Below are 16,084 nucleotides of genomic sequence, written 5' to 3' on the forward strand. Positions count from 1 at the left end.
CATGACTCATGCAAAAAGCCGCCGCGTGCGACACGCGACGGCTCGATTTGCAGGCGGCGGTTAATCCTAGCTGCCAGCTGATCGCTGCTCTTGGACTTTTGCCAGAGCTTTCAGCAGGGCTTCATCCCGGTCGTAAATGTCCTCATGGTACCCGACCTTGCCCTGTGCATCGGGGAAAGCGGTGAAGTAGCCGACATAGACCGGGATTTTCCTGGGCAGGTTTCTGCGCGCATTTTTCCCGCGCGCGATCGCCGCGCCCACATCTTCACGCGTGCTCTGCAAGACAGCAGCAGCCATTGCGCGGGGATCTTCAAGCCGCACGCAACCATGGCTGTAGGCACGCATGTCCCTGGAAAACAGGTTCTTTGCGGGTGTGTCATGCATGTAGATTGCATGCTTGTTGGGGAACATGATCTTCAACTCGCCCAGCGCATTCCGTTCGCTTGGCGTCTGGCGCACATTGTAAGGGATATTGGCTCCGTAACGTCCCCAATTGATCGAGCTTGAGGCTATGCGCCGACCGCTGGAATCAGTGACTTCATAGCCGGCACGGTCGAGATAGCCAGGGTCGCGACGCAGGCGCGGAAGCATCTCGTTGATGATGATCGAGCGAGGAACGCCCCAGTAGGGATTGAACTCGACATATTCGATTTCATCATAAAAGAAACTGGTCTGGTTCGCCTTCTTGCCCACGACGACGCGCATGGAGAGCTTCTCCTCCCCATCTTCCTGGAACTGAGCCTTATAGGAGGCGGCGTTGATCATGACGCGGGTGTCACCAAGACGGGAGGGATGCCAACGCAGCCGCTCCATGGAAAGCTTCACCTTCTCGACGCGTTCAGCCTTGGATTCGCCAGCAATTGCAGCAACCGTCCGCTTGCCGATGATCCCGTCGGTGGTCAGCCCCTTTGCCTTCTGCGCTGCTTTGACGAGCGGGACGAATTCCGGAGCATAGGTTTCGCTGCCATCATAGCCAGCCAGCACTGCGCGCTGCTCTTCATCCAGGATGATCTCCTGATCGCGCTCGATCAGCGTCATCAGCTTGGGGAATTCGCTGCTGCTCTTGCCCGGACGAATGAATGTGTCGGGCTCGACCACGATTTCCCGCTCGGCGCTTTCCCGCAGCGCCGCGAGTTCCTTGCGAAGATATGTATAGAGCTCGTTTTGCGGGTGCTGGCTTTCCAGGTAGCGGCGCGCGTCGAAGGTGTGTGCGAGAATGTCGAGCGATTTGACAAGATCGACATCCGGCAGGTCAAAGTCGTGATAGCCGGAAATCTTGTTGGGATCGATGCGCGAAAGCTTCGCATCAAGCACGTAGCGAAGCGCCTTGGCGCTCATCTGGATTTCGAAGCGAGCCAAGGCCTTTTCCTGCGAACTCGTATCGCTCCCCTCCGCCCCTGCTCCGTTCGCTGCGAGCGAAACGGCGTAGTGGGTTTCATCAAGACCATGCTCGCCTGCCTGTGCGAGCACTTCCTGCACAAGCCGAGCGCGCTCGTTCAGTTCGCCCTGCTCGATCCAGATAAACTCAGGATTTTGCGAATAGTATTGGGAGATCGCTGCAGCAATCTCCTTCTCCGCCCGCAATTCGTCTCCGCTCAGCGAAGCGATTGCAGCGGCGAATGATGCCTGGCCATCGGCAGCTTCGGCAGATTGAGCGATGGAAGCCAGGTCGATCCTGGCGTAGGAGCCGACCTTGTAGTCGTAATATTGCGGGCCGGTGATCTTGGGGAGTGGCTTGGGAGCGGCACGCTTGACCACACGCTTTTGTTGCCGTGCCTGGGGGGCAGCGCGGCGCACCTGATTTGCAGGCTTCTGAACCTGCTGACGCTTCTGGTTACCGCCGAACAGGTAGTCGAAAAGATATTTCTGTTCTGCCTGCACGGGCGTAGGCATCGCGGCCGTTCCGACTGCCAGCGCAACTGCCATCATTGCGGTCGACTTGATTAGTTTCGCCCTCATGGCGCTCCCCGTTCTTATACCCCGTGCGTCGAGGTTTCGATGCTACACTCATTTCGTGCCGAGTTACATCTGGTGGTAGTGAAAACAGATGCTGAAGGCAGTCGCAACAAATCAGCGCCCTCTGGTTAACCTTCTGTGAATACAGTTCGTTTTCCCAGCCACGGATCCGGGTGATGGAGCAGGTTTTTGGCGAGCTGTGGCTAAAGCATCACTAACAGTTCGCCATCTCCCGATCCGCATACAGTTCACCGACGGACCAAAGTTCCGCCGCGTTATCGCTCCGTTAACCATAAAAACGCACGCTGTGGCCTGGTTCCACCTATGCGAGCAGCCTGCATCATGGCTAATCTTAAGTTCCTGTCGGTAATGGTTGTGGCACTGTCCGTGCAGGCCTGTTCCCACAGCGCACCGCCGCCGAATGCATTTTCGGCGGAAGTCGAGCATGGTGGAACGCTGAAGACGACGGCGTTTCCACTAAACCGGCCCGGGCCGAATCCTGGCCTCAAAGGCCGCACGATCGCAGTGGACAGCATCGAAGATTTGCAGCTGGCGAAGGGCGAGGTTGTTCTCACCTTCGATGACGGCCCTGTCCGCCATAATACGAGAAGCATCCTGGACACGCTGGCCCGACATGATGTGAAGGCCACCTTTTTCATGGTGGGGCAGATGGCAAATGCCTATCCCGCACTGGTTCGTGAGGTCGCGAGCGCTGGCCATACCATCGGCTCGCACACGCAAAATCATCTCAATCTTGCACGCATCAACACGAATGACGCGCGACAGGATATCGAAGCAGGCAAGGCCTCTCTGGAGCGTGCCCTGATCCCGCTAGACCGGTCGGTCGCGCCGTTTTTCCGCTTTCCCTATCTGGCTGACACCCCGAAACTCAGGGACAGTCTTGCGCGGCAGGGCATAGTCGTTATCGACCCGACCATCGATTCAAAGGACTATTGGGTATCGACGCCGGATCAGATCAAAAACAGGATCATGAAAGCACTGCGCAAGCGGGGCTCGGGGATCATTCTGCTGCATGACATACACAAGCGAACCGCGCGCATGCTGCCGGCTTTGCTGGCGACATTGGATCGTGAAGGCTACAGCATTGTTCATTTCGTCCCCGGCCCGGATGCCGCCACCAAGGTCGCCCCATCCTTCTGACCTTGCACGCTAGTCGCGCGAGGCACCTGCCCGTTCAAGCTCGTCCAGATATTCCTGCCACCTGACTTCCCGCTCGATTGCCAGCTCGTTCAGGTAGCTCCAGCTATAGATGCCGGTGTCATGGCCGTCGGAGAAAGTGATGCGGATTGCATAATTGCCCACCGGTTCCACATTCGCGATCTCGACCTGCCGCTTTCCAGTCTGCAGAACCTTGTCGGCGGGTCCGTGTCCACGCACTTCGGCTGAAGGCGAGAAGACGCGCAGATATTCCGCGTCCAGCCGCGCATCCCCGTTAGTAAAAACAAGCGAGATGCTGCGGCGGTCGGATGAAACTCGTATCTCTCGGGGCGCTTTCATGGGCAGTTTCAATATCCTCTTGAACGCAATTGCCGCATATGCGCGGCGAGTGTTAGGCTTGCCTTCGTTTCAGAACTCTCCACACCTCGCCAATGCTCTGGCGAAGCAGGATATACAGCATGACAGCGTTTGGTGACATGGTAGACCCGTTCGGCCGCAAGATTGATTATCTGCGCGTGTCCGTAACGGATCGCTGTGACTTTCGGTGCGTCTATTGCATGGCCGAGGACATGACCTTTCTTCCCAAGAAGGATCTGCTCAGCCTTGAGGAATTGGATCGTCTCTGTTCCGTGTTCATCGACAAGGGTGTGCGCAGACTTCGCCTGACTGGCGGCGAACCACTCGTGCGCAAGAACATCATGCAACTGATCCGCGGACTGTCGCGTCACATCAAGAGCGGCGCGCTTGATGAATTGACGCTGACCACCAATGGCTCCCAGCTTGCGCGGTTTGCCGGCGAACTTGCCGAGTGCGGTGTCCGGCGTGTGAATGTATCAGTGGATACGCTAGATCCCGAGAAATTCCACGAGATCACCCGCTGGGGCCATCTGGACCAGGTATTGCGGGGCATAGATGCGGCGCTGGATGCAGGCCTGGCCGTGAAACTGAACGCGGTTGCGCTGCGTGGCTTCAACCAGGACGAACTGCCGGAGATGATGCGCTGGGCGCATGGACGCGGGATGGACATGACAGTGATCGAGACCATGCCGCTGGGTGAGATCGACGGAGACCGGACAGACCAGTATCTGCCCTTGAGCGAATTGCGCCAACGCCTGGAGGAACAGTTCACCCTCGAGGAAATAGCCTACAAGACCGGCGGTCCCGCACGCTATGTAAAGGTGGCGGAAACCGGCGGGCGGCTCGGCTTCATCACGCCGCTTACCCATAATTTCTGCGAAAGCTGCAATCGTGTGCGCGTGACCTGTACGGGAACGCTGTTCATGTGCCTCGGTCAGGAGGATGCAGCGGATCTGCGCGCGCCCTTGCGCGCGTCTGAGGGCAATGAGTTGCTTGCCCGTGCGATCGATGAAGCGATTTCGCGCAAGCCCAAGGGTCATGATTTCATCATCGACCGCAACACCCGACAGCCTGCCGTGTCGCGTCACATGAGCGTGACCGGTGGATAGGCTGGCGCTGCCAGTATTACGAGACTGGACCTTGCGGTTGAACCAGGCTGGGGCAGCTTGAACGGCAGTATCCAACGCCAGTCCACTCCAGCCGCGGCTGCCTCATACGGAATAATGCAATGTCTACGCGGGTGATTGACCGCACCACACCACCACACATCCTGACGCTGGTGATTGCAGCTGCGACTGCCGCCGTCTCCATGAACGTGTTTCTGCCGGTACTGCCGGAAATGGCGACCTTTTTCGCTGCCGACTATGCGGTCGTGCAGCTGGCCGTTTCGCTCTATCTCGGAGCGACAGCGATATTGCAGCTATTCATCGGCCCCGCATCAGACCGTTTCGGGCGCCGTCCGGTCATGCTGTTCTGCTTCAGCGTCTTCGTGGTAAGCACCCTGGCTGCAATATTTGCGCCTACCATCGAGATCCTGCTGGCCTTGCGTATTTGCCAGGCGTTTTCGGCTGCCGGCATGGTGCTTTCTCGGGCCATAGTCCGCGACATGGTTGAAGCCAATGAAGCTGCAAGCCGCATAGGTTATGTCACGATGGGCATGACAGCCGCGCCGATGGTCGGGCCGTTGATCGGTGGCATACTGGGTGAGATCTATGGTTGGCAGGCGCCCTTCTATCTCATGCTGGGTTTCGGGCTTTTCGCGCTTACGGTTGTCTATCTCGACCTTGGCGAAACCAACCACACACAAAGCGCAAGCCTGGGCGGTCAGTTCCGAAACTATCCGGAGCTGTTCAAGTCACGCCGTTTCTGGGGTTATTCGGCCACAGCCGCCTTCACTTCCGGTGCATTTTTCGCCTTTCTCGGCGGAGGCCCGTTTGTGGCGACCGAGCTTCTGGGGCTGTCACCGTCGCAATATGGCATGTATTTCGCGCTTATCACTTTCGGGTACATGATCGGGAATTATTGCTCTGGCCGGTTTTCGGCTCGAATAGGCATCAACAGAATGATGCTTGCAGGAAATCTGGCAGCCATATGCGGCATGGTCATCTCGCTTCTGCTCTTCGCAGCCGGCTTCATGCATGCACTTGCGCTTTTCGGCCCCAGCTTCCTCGTCGGACTGGGAAACGGAATAACCCTGCCCAACGCCAATGCAGGCGTGGTCAGCGTCAGGCCACATCTGGCGGGATCAGCATCGGGGCTCGGCGGCGCGCTGCAGATCGGTGGCGGTGCGGCGCTCTCGGTCATCTCGGGCGCACTTCTGTCTGTGGAGTCCGGCCCTTTCCCGCTGGTCCTCGTCATGCTCGGTTCGGCAGCCTGCGGCATCCTCGCCACACTTTACGTGATGCGCATTGCCCGAATAGCAGGTGACGTCTGAGATGGGCAAAGTGGTCGGCCTCATCCTTGCGGGCGGGCGCTCTTCCCGTTTTGGAAGCGACAAGGCGCTTGCCCGGTTGGGCGGAAGACCCTTGCTTCAAGTCGTGGCCCAACGGTTGGAAAGTCAGGTGGACAGGCTGGTCGTCAGCGGCGAAAGCAACAGTTGCCTGTCGATCGATGCAGCGTACCTCAGTGATCCAATTCCCGATCGCGGCCCACTCGGGGGCATCCTCGCCGGACTTGATTGGCTTTACCAGAACGACATCGACCGTCTCGTTTCGGTATCGGTCGACACCCCGTTCTTTCCCGAAGATCTCGTCGCGCGCCTTGTTCAAGCCTCAAATGCGGACGAAGCGGTCATCTGCCGTCAGGGCGGGCAGCTTCATCCATCCGTCGGCTTGTGGCCGGTCGCCTTGCGGCCTTTCCTGCGCCAAGCGATAGCAAGACAGGCGATGAGCATGACGCGCTTTGCGCAGGTGACCGCTGGCGCGCGGATTTGCGATTTCGATGATGCCGCCGCACATGCCTTCCTGAACATCAACACAAGAGATGATCTTGCCCTGGCGGAGCGAATTTACGCTGCGGAAGCCAGACCCTGATACGCGCTTCGCGGTGAAAAACTCACCGCTTATGGCGCGTCAAACGCTTGTTTATGGTTGCATTTTCCGCGCGAAGAGTGGGAGTATTCGCGCTTCCGTTCCAATGAAGAGCAACAATGCATTGGAATGCCACGACAGAGAGGAACATTCATGTTGGTATCACGGCGTCTCGCCCTTGGCCTTTCCGCTATGGCAATCGCACTGGTCAGCGGTGCCGCACAGGCTCAGGACAAGCTCCAGATCAAGATCGGCACCGAAGGTGCCTACCCTCCCTTCAACTCGATCAGCGCGAGCGGTGAGCTCGAAGGCTTCGATATCGATATCGCAAAGGCACTCTGCGAACAGATGGAGGCCGAGTGCGAATTTGTCACGCAGGAATGGGACGGGATGATCCCGGCGCTGCAGAGCGGCAAGTTCGATGCGATCATCGCGTCCATGTCGATCACCGAAGAGCGCCTCAAGCAGGTCGACTTCACGGACAAGTACTACAATACGCCGCCTGCGATCGTGGTGCCGAAGGATTCCGAGATCACCGGTGTCACGCCTGAAGATCTTTCGGGCAAGACCATCGGTGCACAGGCCTCCACCACACATGCGCAATATGCGGAAACGACTTATGGCGATGCCGACGTCAAAGGCTATCCGACGGCGGAAGAATACAAGCTCGATCTGGTCAATGGCCGCCTCGACGCCGCAATCGACGACGTGATTGTCATTGACGAATGGCTGAAGACCGAAGACGGCTCCTGCTGCAAGATCGTGGGTACCGTGGACCCGGTAGAGGAAATCTACGGACCGGGCATCGGCATCGCTATCCGCCAGGGTGAAGACGAGCTGCGCGAGAAGTTCAACGCGGCGATCAAGGCGATCCGTGAAAACGGTACCTACAAGGAAATCAACGACAGCTATTTCACCTTTGACGTTTACGGTGGCTGATCGAGCTTGATTGCAATGAGCGGCGGGAGTTTTTCCCGCCGCTTTTGGCTGTTTGTGGCTCCCCATGGGGCCGAAAACTTGCATCCTTCGAAAAGCCGCCTTACCGGTGCTGACGAATTTTCGAGCGGCCAGGAAAAGGAAATCCGCACATGGATGGTCTTCTGACCCTCCTCAGTTTCGGACCTGAAGGCTGGGGCGATGATATCGCTGCCGGTGTGCTGGTAACCGTGTCGCTTGCGCTGGCCACGCTGCCGCTTGGGCTGGTGCTTGGCTTTGTCGTTGCGCTTGGCAAGAAGTCTGAAGAACCTTCGCTGCGGATTGCCTGCGGGATCTACACCACCATATTTCGCGGCCTGCCCGAACTTTTGACCCTGTTCCTGGTCTATTACGGCGCGCAGATCGGCGTTCAGCAGATACTGCGCCTGCTTGGCGCGGAAATCACCATCGAAATCAGCGCATTCGCTGCAGGCATGGTCGCGCTTGGGGCCGTGTTCTCTGCCTATGCAAGCGAAGTGTTCGTTTCTGCATTCAAGGCGATCCCTGCAGGCCAATATGAAGGCGCCTATGCGGTCGGCCTCTCGCGCTGGCAAACCATGCGCAATGTCATTGCCCCCCAGCTGATCCGCCTGGCGCTGCCCGGCCTGTCCAATCTCTGGCTGATCCTGTTGAAGGAAACCGCCCTTGTATCGGTCATCGGCCTGTCGGACATTCTGCGCCAGACGGGCATTGCCGCCCGCGTGACGAAGGAAGCCTTCCTCTTCTTCTCGGTGGCCTGTCTGCTATACCTCATACTCGCGCTGCTCAGCTCCATCGCGCTAAATGCGATCGAGCGGCGCGTGTCTGCGGGAGGACCCGCCCGATGAGTGTGCACGACAATGCCACTTCCCGCACAGGCCTGATCCCGGCAAGCCCACCACCTCCAGTGATTGCTGCAGGATTTTCCAAGGCGCGACTTGTGGGAATCGCCCTGGTCGGTTTCTGGATTCTTGCTGCCATCGGCATTGGACTTTATCTGTTTGCTGCCTGGGATCCGGACATCTTCTGGCGCTATGCGCCGCGCTACGCCTCAGGCCTTTGGATCACGATCAAGCTCGTCGGCATGTCGGTCATATTCGGCGCGATGCTGTCCGTGCCAATCGCGATCGGGCGCCGCTCTTCCAGCCGTATCATTTCCGCCTTGTGCTACGGCTATGTCTATTTCTTCCGCGGGACCCCGCTACTGGCGCAGGCATTCCTCGTCTATTACGGCTTGGGATCGTTTCGCCCGGAACTGCAAACGGTTGGCCTGTGGTGGTTCTTCCGTGACGCCTTCAACTGTGCCCTTTTCGCCTTCACGCTGAACACTGCTGCCTATCAGGCAGAGATACTGCGTGGAGCCGTGGAAAGTGTTGGACGTGGTCAATGGGAAGCCGCATCCGCTCTTGGGCTGACACGGCTGCAGACGCTGCACAAGATCATCCTTCCACAAGCGCTGCTGGTATCACTGCGCTCGTATGGTAATGAGATCATCCTGATGATCAAGGGCTCCGCCATCGTCGCCATCATCACGGTCTATGACCTGATGGGCGAGACACGACGCGCCTTTGCACGCACATTCGACCTGCAAACCTATATCTGGGCAGCACTCATCTATCTGTCGCTGGTGGAAACCCTGCGCGTCATAATCGACCGTATTGAAAGGCACCTGACGCGCCACCTGAAACGCTAGGCGCGGCAAGCACTGTTTGGAGGAGGGAATAATGGCAAAAGTGGCTTTTATCGGCCTGGGCGTCATGGGCTATCCCATGGCAGGCCACCTGAAGCAGCGTGGCGGGCACGATGTGACAGTCTACAATCGCACGTCTCAAAAGGCGGCCAAATGGGCCGAAGAGTTTGGCGGTTCACATGCTGCCACACCGGCTGAGGCTGCTCAGGATCAAGACTTTGTCTTCGCCTGTGTTGGCAACGATGACGACCTGCGCGAAGTCACGATTGGCGATGATGGTGCGTTCCAGACCATGAAGGCGGGCAGCATCTTTATCGATAACACGACCGCCTCCGCCGAGGTGGCCCGCGAGCTGGCAGGCCTGGCTGACGAGAAGGGCTTTGGCTTTATCGACGCGCCTGTGTCGGGTGGACAGGCTGGCGCGGAAAACGGCGTATTGACCGTCATGTGCGGCGGATCCGAGGAACATTTCAACCAGGCAAAGCCCGTGATCGAGTCCTATGCCCGCATGATCGGCCTCATGGGTCCGGCCGGGTCCGGGCAGCTGACCAAGATGGTCAATCAGATATGCATTGCCGGTCTGGTGCAGGGCCTGTCAGAGGGCATTCATTTCGCAGGCAAGGCCGGTCTCGACATCGAGAAGGTTGTCGAAGTCATCTCCAAGGGTGCCGCTGGATCGTGGCAGATGGAAAACCGCCACAAAACAATGGCCCAGGGCAAATACGACTTCGGCTTTGCGGTGGATTGGATGCGCAAGGATCTGGGCATCTGCCTCACCGAGGCTGACAACAATGGCGCGAAGTTGCCTGTGACAGCGCTGGTGGACCAATTCTACAAGGACGTTCAACAAATGGGCGGCAATCGCTGGGATACGTCCTCGCTTCTCGCACGCCTCGAGAAAAAGTAGCACTGAAGGAGCGCTGGCCTGGCCAGCGCCCCTGCCCTTCCTCAGGCCGAAGCGCTCGATGGGCTCTCCTTGTCGAGCACCAGGTAATCTAGTGGCAGTTCGGTCGTGTACTTGATCTGCTCCATGGCGAATGTGGAGGACACATCGCGGATTTCAATCTTCGAGATCAGGCGCTTGTAGAACTGGTCATAGGCGGCGATGTCGGGCACGACAACGCGAAGCAGGTAATCGACATCACCGCTCATGCGGTAGAACTCCACCACTTCCGGGAATTCGCGGATTACCTCGGAGAAGCGCTTGAGCCACTCATGGCTATGCGCATTGGTGCGGATGGAAACAAAGACCGTCACGCGGGCATTGACCTTCACGGGGTCAAGGATAGCCACCCGCCGCCGGATCACGCCTTCTTCTTCGAGTTTCTGGATACGTCTCCAGCAGGGGGTCGTCGACAGGCCCACCTTCTTGGCGATATCCGCTACTGCCAATGTGGCATTCTCCTGCAGGAGGCGGAGGATTTTTCTGTCGAGACGGTCCATGATGCACCTGTTGAGAATTTTATTCTCAGTTATCACTGCCTCGCACCGCTCGCAAGAATATCATTTCACCTCTACGTCGAAGACAAAAGCTGCCTGACCTGCTCCTTCACGAACGGCAGGAGATCGTCTTCGAACCATGGATGCTTCTTCGCCCAGCCAATGGTACGCCATGAGGGATGCGGCAGGGCCAGCACGGGCCTCGGCATCGTCTGCTCGTAAATTGACCGCCATTTCATCACGGTTTCCGTCAGCGTCCGCTCCTTGAGCGCTTTCAGATGCCAGTGATGGGCGTATTGGCCGATAGCGAGTACAAGTTCTATCTGTGGCATTGTCGCCAACACCGCGCTGCGCCAGGTCGGCGCACATTCCCGGCGCGGCGGAAGATCGCCGCCTTTTACATCCTGACCGGGGAAACAGAAACCCATGGGCACGATCGCGAAATTGTCCCGATCATAAAACTGTTCATGCGAAACTCCCAGCCAGTCACGCAGCCGGTCACCCGAGCGATCGTCGAAAGGCTTGCCCGACGCATGTACCCTGGTACCGGGCGCCTGGCCTGCGATCAGGATCTTCGCGCGCGATGACAACCACGCCACCGGACGCGGTTCATGTGGCAGCTGGGGCAGATATGTCGGAGCATCCCGGCATAGGCGGCAGGCTTTGATACGCCGCTCCAGCAGATCCACCGAATTTTGGCGAGCATTCATTGAGCTCAGGCTTGGGCGCTTGGCCTGGCAGCCTGCTTCTCGTACCAGCGCTGCAGATTGTTCAGGCCTTCAGGCATTTCGATGCGCGCGGGTTTCATGAACTGCATGCTGACGAATGCTGTAATGTCGGCGATGGAGTGGTTTTCACCTGCGATATAGGGACGCTCGCCAAGAACCGTGTCGAGGAATTCCAGAAAGGCAATGGCCTTGGGCCGGTTCGCGTTTCCCCACTCGGGCACCTGTGGCACTTCCCACTCCTTCATTGCCGGGTGGAGGTGGCGGAAGACGGCCGCCACGGGCATGAAAAGGCGATGCTCCACGCGACGTTGCCACATCTCCACTTCCGCCTTGCCGAAGGCCCCTTCCCCGAAGAGCGCAGGCTCAGGGTGCAGTTCCTCGAAATACCGACAGATCGCCACGGATTCGCAGATAACCTTGCCGTCATCAAGTTCGAGCACAGGCAATTCCCTGAACGGATTGCGACAGCCGATTTCTTCTCCGCGATGCTCCATGGCGCCCATATCAACGGGTTTCAACGGTACATCCAGGCCCTTCTCCGCCAGGAAAATGCGAACGCGTCGCGGATTGGGTGCCTTGCCGCCATCATAGAGTTTCAATGCTCGTTTCCTCCTGCTCCAAACAGCCTGCGCAAAACGTACAAGCCGCTCGTCATCGTGCCATGGCGCGGCTCGGGCCTTGAGGCCTTCATGCGCCTCCATTCACTGGGCTCATCGAATTCTCCGGCCCAGATCCCGCGTCTTTCCGCGCGCGCCCTTCGCTCCTCGCGCTCATAATCACCATAGGCGACAGCCCAACCGGCTTCCACAAGCTGAGCATTTATGTCGCGACCATCCGCTGTGCATCGGACCAGCAACCGGTCGTAACGGTCCCGCTCCCAGCCCTTGCAGGCAAGTGCGGCCGAACCGACGAGCTTCTGCAGTGCCTGTCGGGCCTTGCGACCACAGTCATAGGTCTGTCCGCCCATTTCGCAGCCCTGTCCAATTTCCGGTGCGTCCACACCTTTCAGCCGCAGCCGCTCTCCCCCTAACACGAGGCTGTCACCGTCCGCGACGCGCGGTATGCCGGCCAGTTCCGACATGGCTAACCTGTCAAACCGCGCCGCCACCAGCGTGACACCTCCAAGGATGAGTATCGTCACCACTATATCGGCCATCCGGCGGAACGCTCTGCGTGGCGTCCTGCCCTGCCCGGGTCTGGACCGGCGATAACGGTTCATGTGCTGAAGGGTCTCTTAAGCATTAGCGGTTAGGTTGTAGGCGATTGGCGGGAGAATTGCGTAGTCGCTTATGGGGCGTGAACCACATAGTGCTGCTGACAAGTTCATTGTGGACCGGCGCAAGCCGCACCGCAACAGCGATGTCGCGCGCGCGGTTCGCAAGACACGCGACCGCCTGTCACACCAGGCCGGCAGCCCCGCATTCGATGGGGACATGCTCAAGATTCACGGGCGCGCGATCATCAGCAGTGCTCCTGCAATCCTGTTTCTCCTGGCTGTCATGGCCGCATTTGGTGTGCTGATAGACCTTCCGGTGCAAGCGGCCATCTGGCTTGTTCCCACCGCCGGCAGCTATCTCGGCCTATACCTTTTATCCCGTCACCTCGATCGGCTTGATCAGGATGCGATGGATGTACGTCGGCTGCGCCGCCGGTTTCTCATGCTGCATTTCGTTGGTGGTGTGGGGTGGGCCTATTTCGTTTCCCTGCGCTGCGTGGAATGCGGTCTTCCGGATGTATCGACACTGCTGGCCATCATGCTCCTGCTTGTGATGGCCGCAACAGCCTTGATCGCCGCGTCTCTCAGGGGGGCCATCTTGGCCACCTTCGCGTTTCCCGTGGGGGCTTATGCCTTTTATCACGCCCAACCGAGCCTGACGGTTGAAACCATCATGGCGCTCGTTCTTGGCGCTTCCCTTCCCTTCTTCACCTATGTCGCGCATCAGCGAAACGAGGCGACGCTGCGGCTCCTGGCCTTCCGTTCGGAAAAGGACGGGTTGATTGCCGAGTTGGAGACGGCCAAGGCCATGTCCGATGAAGCTCGTCGGCGCGCTGAAGAAGCAAATCTGGCAAAGTCTCGTTTTCTCGCATCGATGAGCCACGAGTTGCGTACGCCGCTCAATGCCATTCTGGGCTTCTCCGAGGTCATGGCCAAGGAGGTTCTCGGGCCCATCGAGAACGATACCTATCGCGATTATGCCAGCGATGTGCATGAGAGCGGGAAGCACCTCCTGGCGCTCATCAACGAGATCCTCGATCTCTCACGCATCGAGGCAGGACGCTACCAGCTCAATGAAGAGCCGGTCATATTGAGTGACGTGGTGGTCGAATCCGCGCGCATGATGAACCTGAAACTCAAAGCGAAGGATATCAGGCTTCTGGAGCAGATGGAGCACAGCCTGCCCCGTCTGTTCGCAGACGAGCGTGCCATCAGACAGATCACGCTCAACCTCCTGTCAAATGCCGTGAAGTTCACGCCAAGCGGGGGACAGATCCGTCTGTCGGTTGGCTGGACGGCCGGGGGTGGTCAGTATCTTTCGGTACGTGACAACGGTCCTGGCATTGCCGAGGATGAGATCCCAATCGTTCTGTCCGCATTTGGCCAGGGAACGATTGCAATCAAAAGCGCGGAAGAAGGTGCCGGTCTCGGATTGCCCATTGTTCAGGGGCTGGCCGAACTTCATGGCGGCAAGCTTTATCTCAAGTCGCGCCTGCGTGAGGGGACGGAAGCAGTCGTGACCTTTCCGTCATCGCGCGTCATGGAAGAATTGCCCGCCATGCCGGCGGAGATGCATCAGCGCCAGAAACACGCGCGCATCGCCTAGCTCACCGCAGCGCTGCGGTTACGCATATCGGCTTGGGCTGCGGCGACCGCACCTGCAGAACGCACAATGTCTATGGCAAGAATGCCGGCCACCGGCTCGGATGCCTCAATCCGGATGAGTGGCCTCAGGCCTAGTTTGACCAACACGCCGTCGTTAAGGCCAGCATCGTCTGCCAGCAGGCAATGTTGCAGGCCATGGTCGTTGAGAGCGTGCACAACTGCTGCAGCGGCAATGGCAGCCTTCCCATCGAGAATGATCGCGATGTTCTGGGTTCTTGCAGCAATTATAGCGCCTGCCATGGCGGAGATTTCCCGGCCACCGAGGCGCCTCAGTGCTTCGAGGGGATTTGCCAGGTGCCCGGAATGCCGGTCGAGTGCCTCGCGGGCAAGATCGTTTTCCGGACTTTCATCGAGGAGGCATGAAATCAATGCGCCGGCGGATATGCGCGCCGCATCATCCAGCGTGGACAGGCACACGAGATCAGGTCCGTTCGCCAAAGCCTCCATCCCGAAGGCCATGGTCGCCGCACAACCGCGTTCGTCGAGCGCATCTTCGGCCAGGATGTTTCCGACCGGCACTTCCAGTGCGAGGTCGAACACGTTCAAACCGACATTGTTGGCGGCGCACAACTGGCTGACAACCGCGGCGCCGGATGCGATCTCTTCCATCCGATGCAGTGCGGATGCGACCGGCTGGCTTTCACCCAGTCGGCCCGCAATGCCGTGGGTTGCGGCGAACATTGCCAAATGCGGCTTGGCAACAAGCGGCGTACCCCTCCCCGTCGAGGCAGCAAACCAGGCCGCAATGTCTTCAAATCTGCCGCCACGCTCTCCATATGCACCAAATGCAGAATGAACCTTGGCCGCGGCAGCCTCATCCATCACGGGCATATTCCGGGCAAGATTGCGGATATCGTCGAAAGGCAGTCCGGTTGCGGTCATCTTGGCTTCACTCCACTCGTCGGGAGCGGCATAACGGTCTGTATGCTTCAAGGCAACGCAAGGCTTATCGTTTATGCCCAGCATCCAGTCTCCCTGCATCTCCGTCTGTGACATCGATCCAGCGACAGGCCTATGCGTTGGCTGCGCACGCAGCCTGGCGGAGATCGTCGCTTGGTCGAGTTACAGTGATGCGGAGCGAGCGGCGGTGATGGAGCAACTGCCTGCGCGTTTTCATCGGCTGGATGGCCTTAAACCTGAACCTGACCATGAACTCGGGAGGGAGAGGAATTGAGAAGCTTCTGGATCATCCTTCTCGTCCTGGGTGCCGGACTCGTCCTGTTAGTCGCGAACCACGATGCGGGCAGCGTGTTCGGTATCGAGAACAGCAATTTCGCCAGCCTGCTCTATCTCGGCACATGGGGTGCGGTTCTGGTTGTCGGGCTGGTCGTATCTCGCTTCAGCTTCTGGCCAGCCCTGCGAGATCTGGCCTATTGGCTTCTGATCGCACTGGTTTTGATGACGGGCTATCTCTACCGCTACGAATTGCAGGACCTGGCCCATCGTTTCACGGCCGGGATCGTTCCCGGCAGTCCCGTGACGATCGGCAATGCGACTGCACCAGCTGTGATGCTTGAAAAGGGGCGCAACGGTCATTTCGAAGTGCGGCTTTCCGTCAATGGCCAGCCTGTTACGGCGCTGCTCGACACAGGCGCATCGTCCACAGTCCTGACATCGCAGGATGCCGCGCGTGTCGGCATCGAGATCGAGCGACTCTCTTTCAACATCCCTATCCAGACCGCCAATGGCATCGGCCGCGCCGCGCGTGCGCGTGTCGAGGAAATAGCCGTCGGTCCGATCAAGCGAACCGACAGGGCGGTCTATGTGGCTCCTCAAGGGGCGCTTGGCCAGACGCTGCTTGGAATGGATTTCCTCTCCAGCCTCGCCGGATACGATGTCAGGGGCGACCGGTTGATCCTGCGGGAATGAG

18 protein-coding genes are annotated in these 16,084 nt (G+C 58.7%); 11 read left to right on the top strand and 7 right to left on the bottom strand.

The features are described from left to right. Nucleotides 1-66: 66 nt before the first annotated feature. Nucleotides 67-1,959 carry a L,D-transpeptidase family protein gene (locus EL18_RS05575; protein ID WP_036480668.1) on the bottom strand — a complete coding sequence of 631 codons (1,893 nt, stop codon included), beginning with the start codon at nt 1,957-1,959 and terminating at the stop codon, nt 67-69. Between the two features lie 339 nt (nt 1,960-2,298). Here EL18_RS05575 and EL18_RS05580 point away from each other — a divergent pair, with 339 nt between their 5' ends. Beyond that, nucleotides 2,299-3,117, top strand: coding sequence for a polysaccharide deacetylase family protein (locus tag EL18_RS05580; protein WP_161781972.1), 819 nt, complete (start codon nt 2,299-2,301; stop codon nt 3,115-3,117). A 9-nt stretch (nt 3,118-3,126) separates the two neighbouring features. Here the strand turns inward: EL18_RS05580 and EL18_RS05585 are convergent, their stop codons facing one another. Further along, entirely contained in the window at nt 3,127-3,474 is a 348-nt protein-coding gene (locus EL18_RS05585) for a gamma-butyrobetaine hydroxylase family protein (protein ID WP_051913801.1), read from the bottom strand. 119 nt (nt 3,475-3,593) lie between these two features. Between EL18_RS05585 and moaA the strand changes: the two genes are divergently transcribed. From moaA to EL18_RS05620, 7 genes are all read left to right on the top strand, one after another. Beyond that, nucleotides 3,594-4,601 (top strand): GTP 3',8-cyclase MoaA, encoded by a 1,008-nt coding sequence (moaA, locus tag EL18_RS05590; protein WP_036480670.1) that lies wholly within the window; start codon nt 3,594-3,596, stop codon nt 4,599-4,601. 119 nt (nt 4,602-4,720) lie between these two features. Further along, nucleotides 4,721-5,926, top strand: a complete 1,206-nt coding sequence (locus EL18_RS05595) for a multidrug effflux MFS transporter (protein ID WP_036480673.1) — start codon at nt 4,721-4,723, stop codon at nt 5,924-5,926. Nucleotide 5,927: 1 nt separating this feature from the next. Then, nucleotides 5,928-6,524, top strand: coding sequence for a molybdenum cofactor guanylyltransferase (mobA, locus tag EL18_RS05600; protein WP_036480676.1), 597 nt, complete (start codon nt 5,928-5,930; stop codon nt 6,522-6,524). Between the two features lie 150 nt (nt 6,525-6,674). Beyond that, on the top strand, nt 6,675-7,460 hold the full coding sequence (locus EL18_RS05605) for an ABC transporter substrate-binding protein (RefSeq protein WP_036480679.1): 786 nt from the start codon (nt 6,675-6,677) through the stop codon (nt 7,458-7,460). A gap of 149 nt (nt 7,461-7,609) precedes the next feature. Further along, nucleotides 7,610-8,323 carry an ABC transporter permease gene (locus EL18_RS05610; RefSeq protein ID WP_036480682.1) on the top strand — a complete coding sequence of 238 codons (714 nt, stop codon included), beginning with the start codon at nt 7,610-7,612 and terminating at the stop codon, nt 8,321-8,323. Continuing rightward, nucleotides 8,320-9,168, top strand: a complete 849-nt coding sequence (locus tag EL18_RS05615; RefSeq protein WP_051913803.1) for an ABC transporter permease — start codon at nt 8,320-8,322, stop codon at nt 9,166-9,168. Before EL18_RS05610 ends, EL18_RS05615 begins: the two co-directional genes overlap by 4 nt. Before the next feature lie 31 nt (nt 9,169-9,199). Further along, complete coding sequence (locus EL18_RS05620) at nt 9,200-10,072, top strand: NAD(P)-dependent oxidoreductase (RefSeq protein WP_036480684.1); 873 nt, start codon at nt 9,200-9,202, stop codon at nt 10,070-10,072. A gap of 41 nt (nt 10,073-10,113) precedes the next feature. On the opposite strand, the gene EL18_RS05625 is transcribed toward EL18_RS05620, so the two are convergent. The 4 genes from EL18_RS05625 to EL18_RS05640 all read right to left on the bottom strand — a co-directional run bounded on the left by EL18_RS05625 (nt 10,114) and on the right by EL18_RS05640 (nt 12,489). Further along, nucleotides 10,114-10,608, bottom strand: coding sequence for an Lrp/AsnC family transcriptional regulator (locus tag EL18_RS05625; protein ID WP_036480686.1), 495 nt, complete (start codon nt 10,606-10,608; stop codon nt 10,114-10,116). Nucleotides 10,609-10,679: 71 nt separating this feature from the next. After that, nucleotides 10,680-11,315 (bottom strand): uracil-DNA glycosylase family protein, encoded by a 636-nt coding sequence (locus tag EL18_RS05630; RefSeq protein ID WP_036480688.1) that lies wholly within the window; start codon nt 11,313-11,315, stop codon nt 10,680-10,682. 5 nt (nt 11,316-11,320) lie between these two features. After that, a complete protein-coding gene (locus EL18_RS05635) occupies nt 11,321-11,932 on the bottom strand; it encodes a glutathione S-transferase family protein (RefSeq protein WP_036480691.1) in 612 nt (203 codons plus the stop codon). Then, nucleotides 11,929-12,489 (bottom strand): thermonuclease family protein, encoded by a 561-nt coding sequence (locus EL18_RS05640; protein ID WP_161781973.1) that lies wholly within the window; start codon nt 12,487-12,489, stop codon nt 11,929-11,931. The genes EL18_RS05635 and EL18_RS05640 overlap by 4 nt, the downstream gene beginning before the upstream one ends. A 133-nt stretch (nt 12,490-12,622) precedes the next feature. Here EL18_RS05640 and EL18_RS05645 point away from each other — a divergent pair, with 133 nt between their 5' ends. Continuing rightward, nucleotides 12,623-14,155 (top strand): sensor histidine kinase, encoded by a 1,533-nt coding sequence (locus tag EL18_RS05645; RefSeq protein WP_036480695.1) that lies wholly within the window; start codon nt 12,623-12,625, stop codon nt 14,153-14,155. On the opposite strand, the gene EL18_RS05650 is transcribed toward EL18_RS05645, so the two are convergent. After that, the gene (locus EL18_RS05650) at nt 14,152-15,180 is read right to left on the bottom strand and encodes a nicotinate-nucleotide--dimethylbenzimidazole phosphoribosyltransferase (RefSeq protein ID WP_051913805.1); all 1,029 of its coding nucleotides are present in this window, start codon (nt 15,178-15,180) and stop codon (nt 14,152-14,154) included. The genes EL18_RS05645 and EL18_RS05650 overlap by 4 nt on opposite strands. Between EL18_RS05650 and EL18_RS17480 the strand changes: the two genes are divergently transcribed. Both EL18_RS17480 and EL18_RS05655 read left to right on the top strand, forming a co-directional pair. Further along, nucleotides 15,170-15,388 carry a DUF1289 domain-containing protein gene (locus EL18_RS17480; RefSeq protein WP_244444519.1) on the top strand — a complete coding sequence of 73 codons (219 nt, stop codon included), beginning with the start codon at nt 15,170-15,172 and terminating at the stop codon, nt 15,386-15,388. The two genes, EL18_RS05650 and EL18_RS17480, sit on opposite strands and share 11 nt — an antisense overlap. Then, nucleotides 15,385-16,083 (top strand): retropepsin-like aspartic protease family protein, encoded by a 699-nt coding sequence (locus EL18_RS05655; protein ID WP_036480698.1) that lies wholly within the window; start codon nt 15,385-15,387, stop codon nt 16,081-16,083. The genes EL18_RS17480 and EL18_RS05655 overlap by 4 nt, the downstream gene beginning before the upstream one ends. The last annotated feature ends 1 nt before the right edge of the window (nt 16,084 follow it).

This window comes from Nitratireductor basaltis (assembly GCF_000733725.1).
GTDB classification, from domain to species: Bacteria; Pseudomonadota; Alphaproteobacteria; order Rhizobiales; family Rhizobiaceae; genus Chelativorans; species Chelativorans basaltis.

Excerpts from the sequence above, each read along its gene's own strand:
- EL18_RS05615 (WP_051913803.1), top strand. The coding sequence starts at position 8,320 with ATGAGTGTGCACGACAATGCCACTTCCCGCACAGGCCTGATCCCGGCA.
- EL18_RS05645 (WP_036480695.1), top strand. The coding sequence starts at position 12,623 with ATGGGGCGTGAACCACATAGTGCTGCTGACAAGTTCATTGTGGACCGG.
- mobA (WP_036480676.1), top strand. The coding sequence starts at position 5,928 with ATGGGCAAAGTGGTCGGCCTCATCCTTGCGGGCGGGCGCTCTTCCCGT.
- EL18_RS05580 (WP_161781972.1), top strand. The coding sequence starts at position 2,299 with ATGGCTAATCTTAAGTTCCTGTCGGTAATGGTTGTGGCACTGTCCGTG.
- EL18_RS05640 (WP_161781973.1), bottom strand. The coding sequence starts at position 12,489 with ATGGCCGATATAGTGGTGACGATACTCATCCTTGGAGGTGTCACGCTG.
- EL18_RS05595 (WP_036480673.1), top strand. The coding sequence starts at position 4,721 with ATGTCTACGCGGGTGATTGACCGCACCACACCACCACACATCCTGACG.
- EL18_RS05650 (WP_051913805.1), bottom strand. The coding sequence starts at position 15,180 with ATGCTGGGCATAAACGATAAGCCTTGCGTTGCCTTGAAGCATACAGAC.
- moaA (WP_036480670.1), top strand. The coding sequence starts at position 3,594 with ATGACAGCGTTTGGTGACATGGTAGACCCGTTCGGCCGCAAGATTGAT.
- EL18_RS05625 (WP_036480686.1), bottom strand. The coding sequence starts at position 10,608 with ATGGACCGTCTCGACAGAAAAATCCTCCGCCTCCTGCAGGAGAATGCC.
- EL18_RS05585 (WP_051913801.1), bottom strand. The coding sequence starts at position 3,474 with ATGAAAGCGCCCCGAGAGATACGAGTTTCATCCGACCGCCGCAGCATC.
- EL18_RS05610 (WP_036480682.1), top strand. The coding sequence starts at position 7,610 with ATGGATGGTCTTCTGACCCTCCTCAGTTTCGGACCTGAAGGCTGGGGC.
- EL18_RS17480 (WP_244444519.1), top strand. The coding sequence starts at position 15,170 with ATGCCCAGCATCCAGTCTCCCTGCATCTCCGTCTGTGACATCGATCCA.
- EL18_RS05575 (WP_036480668.1), bottom strand. The coding sequence starts at position 1,959 with ATGAGGGCGAAACTAATCAAGTCGACCGCAATGATGGCAGTTGCGCTG.
- EL18_RS05605 (WP_036480679.1), top strand. The coding sequence starts at position 6,675 with ATGTTGGTATCACGGCGTCTCGCCCTTGGCCTTTCCGCTATGGCAATC.
- EL18_RS05620 (WP_036480684.1), top strand. The coding sequence starts at position 9,200 with ATGGCAAAAGTGGCTTTTATCGGCCTGGGCGTCATGGGCTATCCCATG.
- EL18_RS05630 (WP_036480688.1), bottom strand. The coding sequence starts at position 11,315 with ATGAATGCTCGCCAAAATTCGGTGGATCTGCTGGAGCGGCGTATCAAA.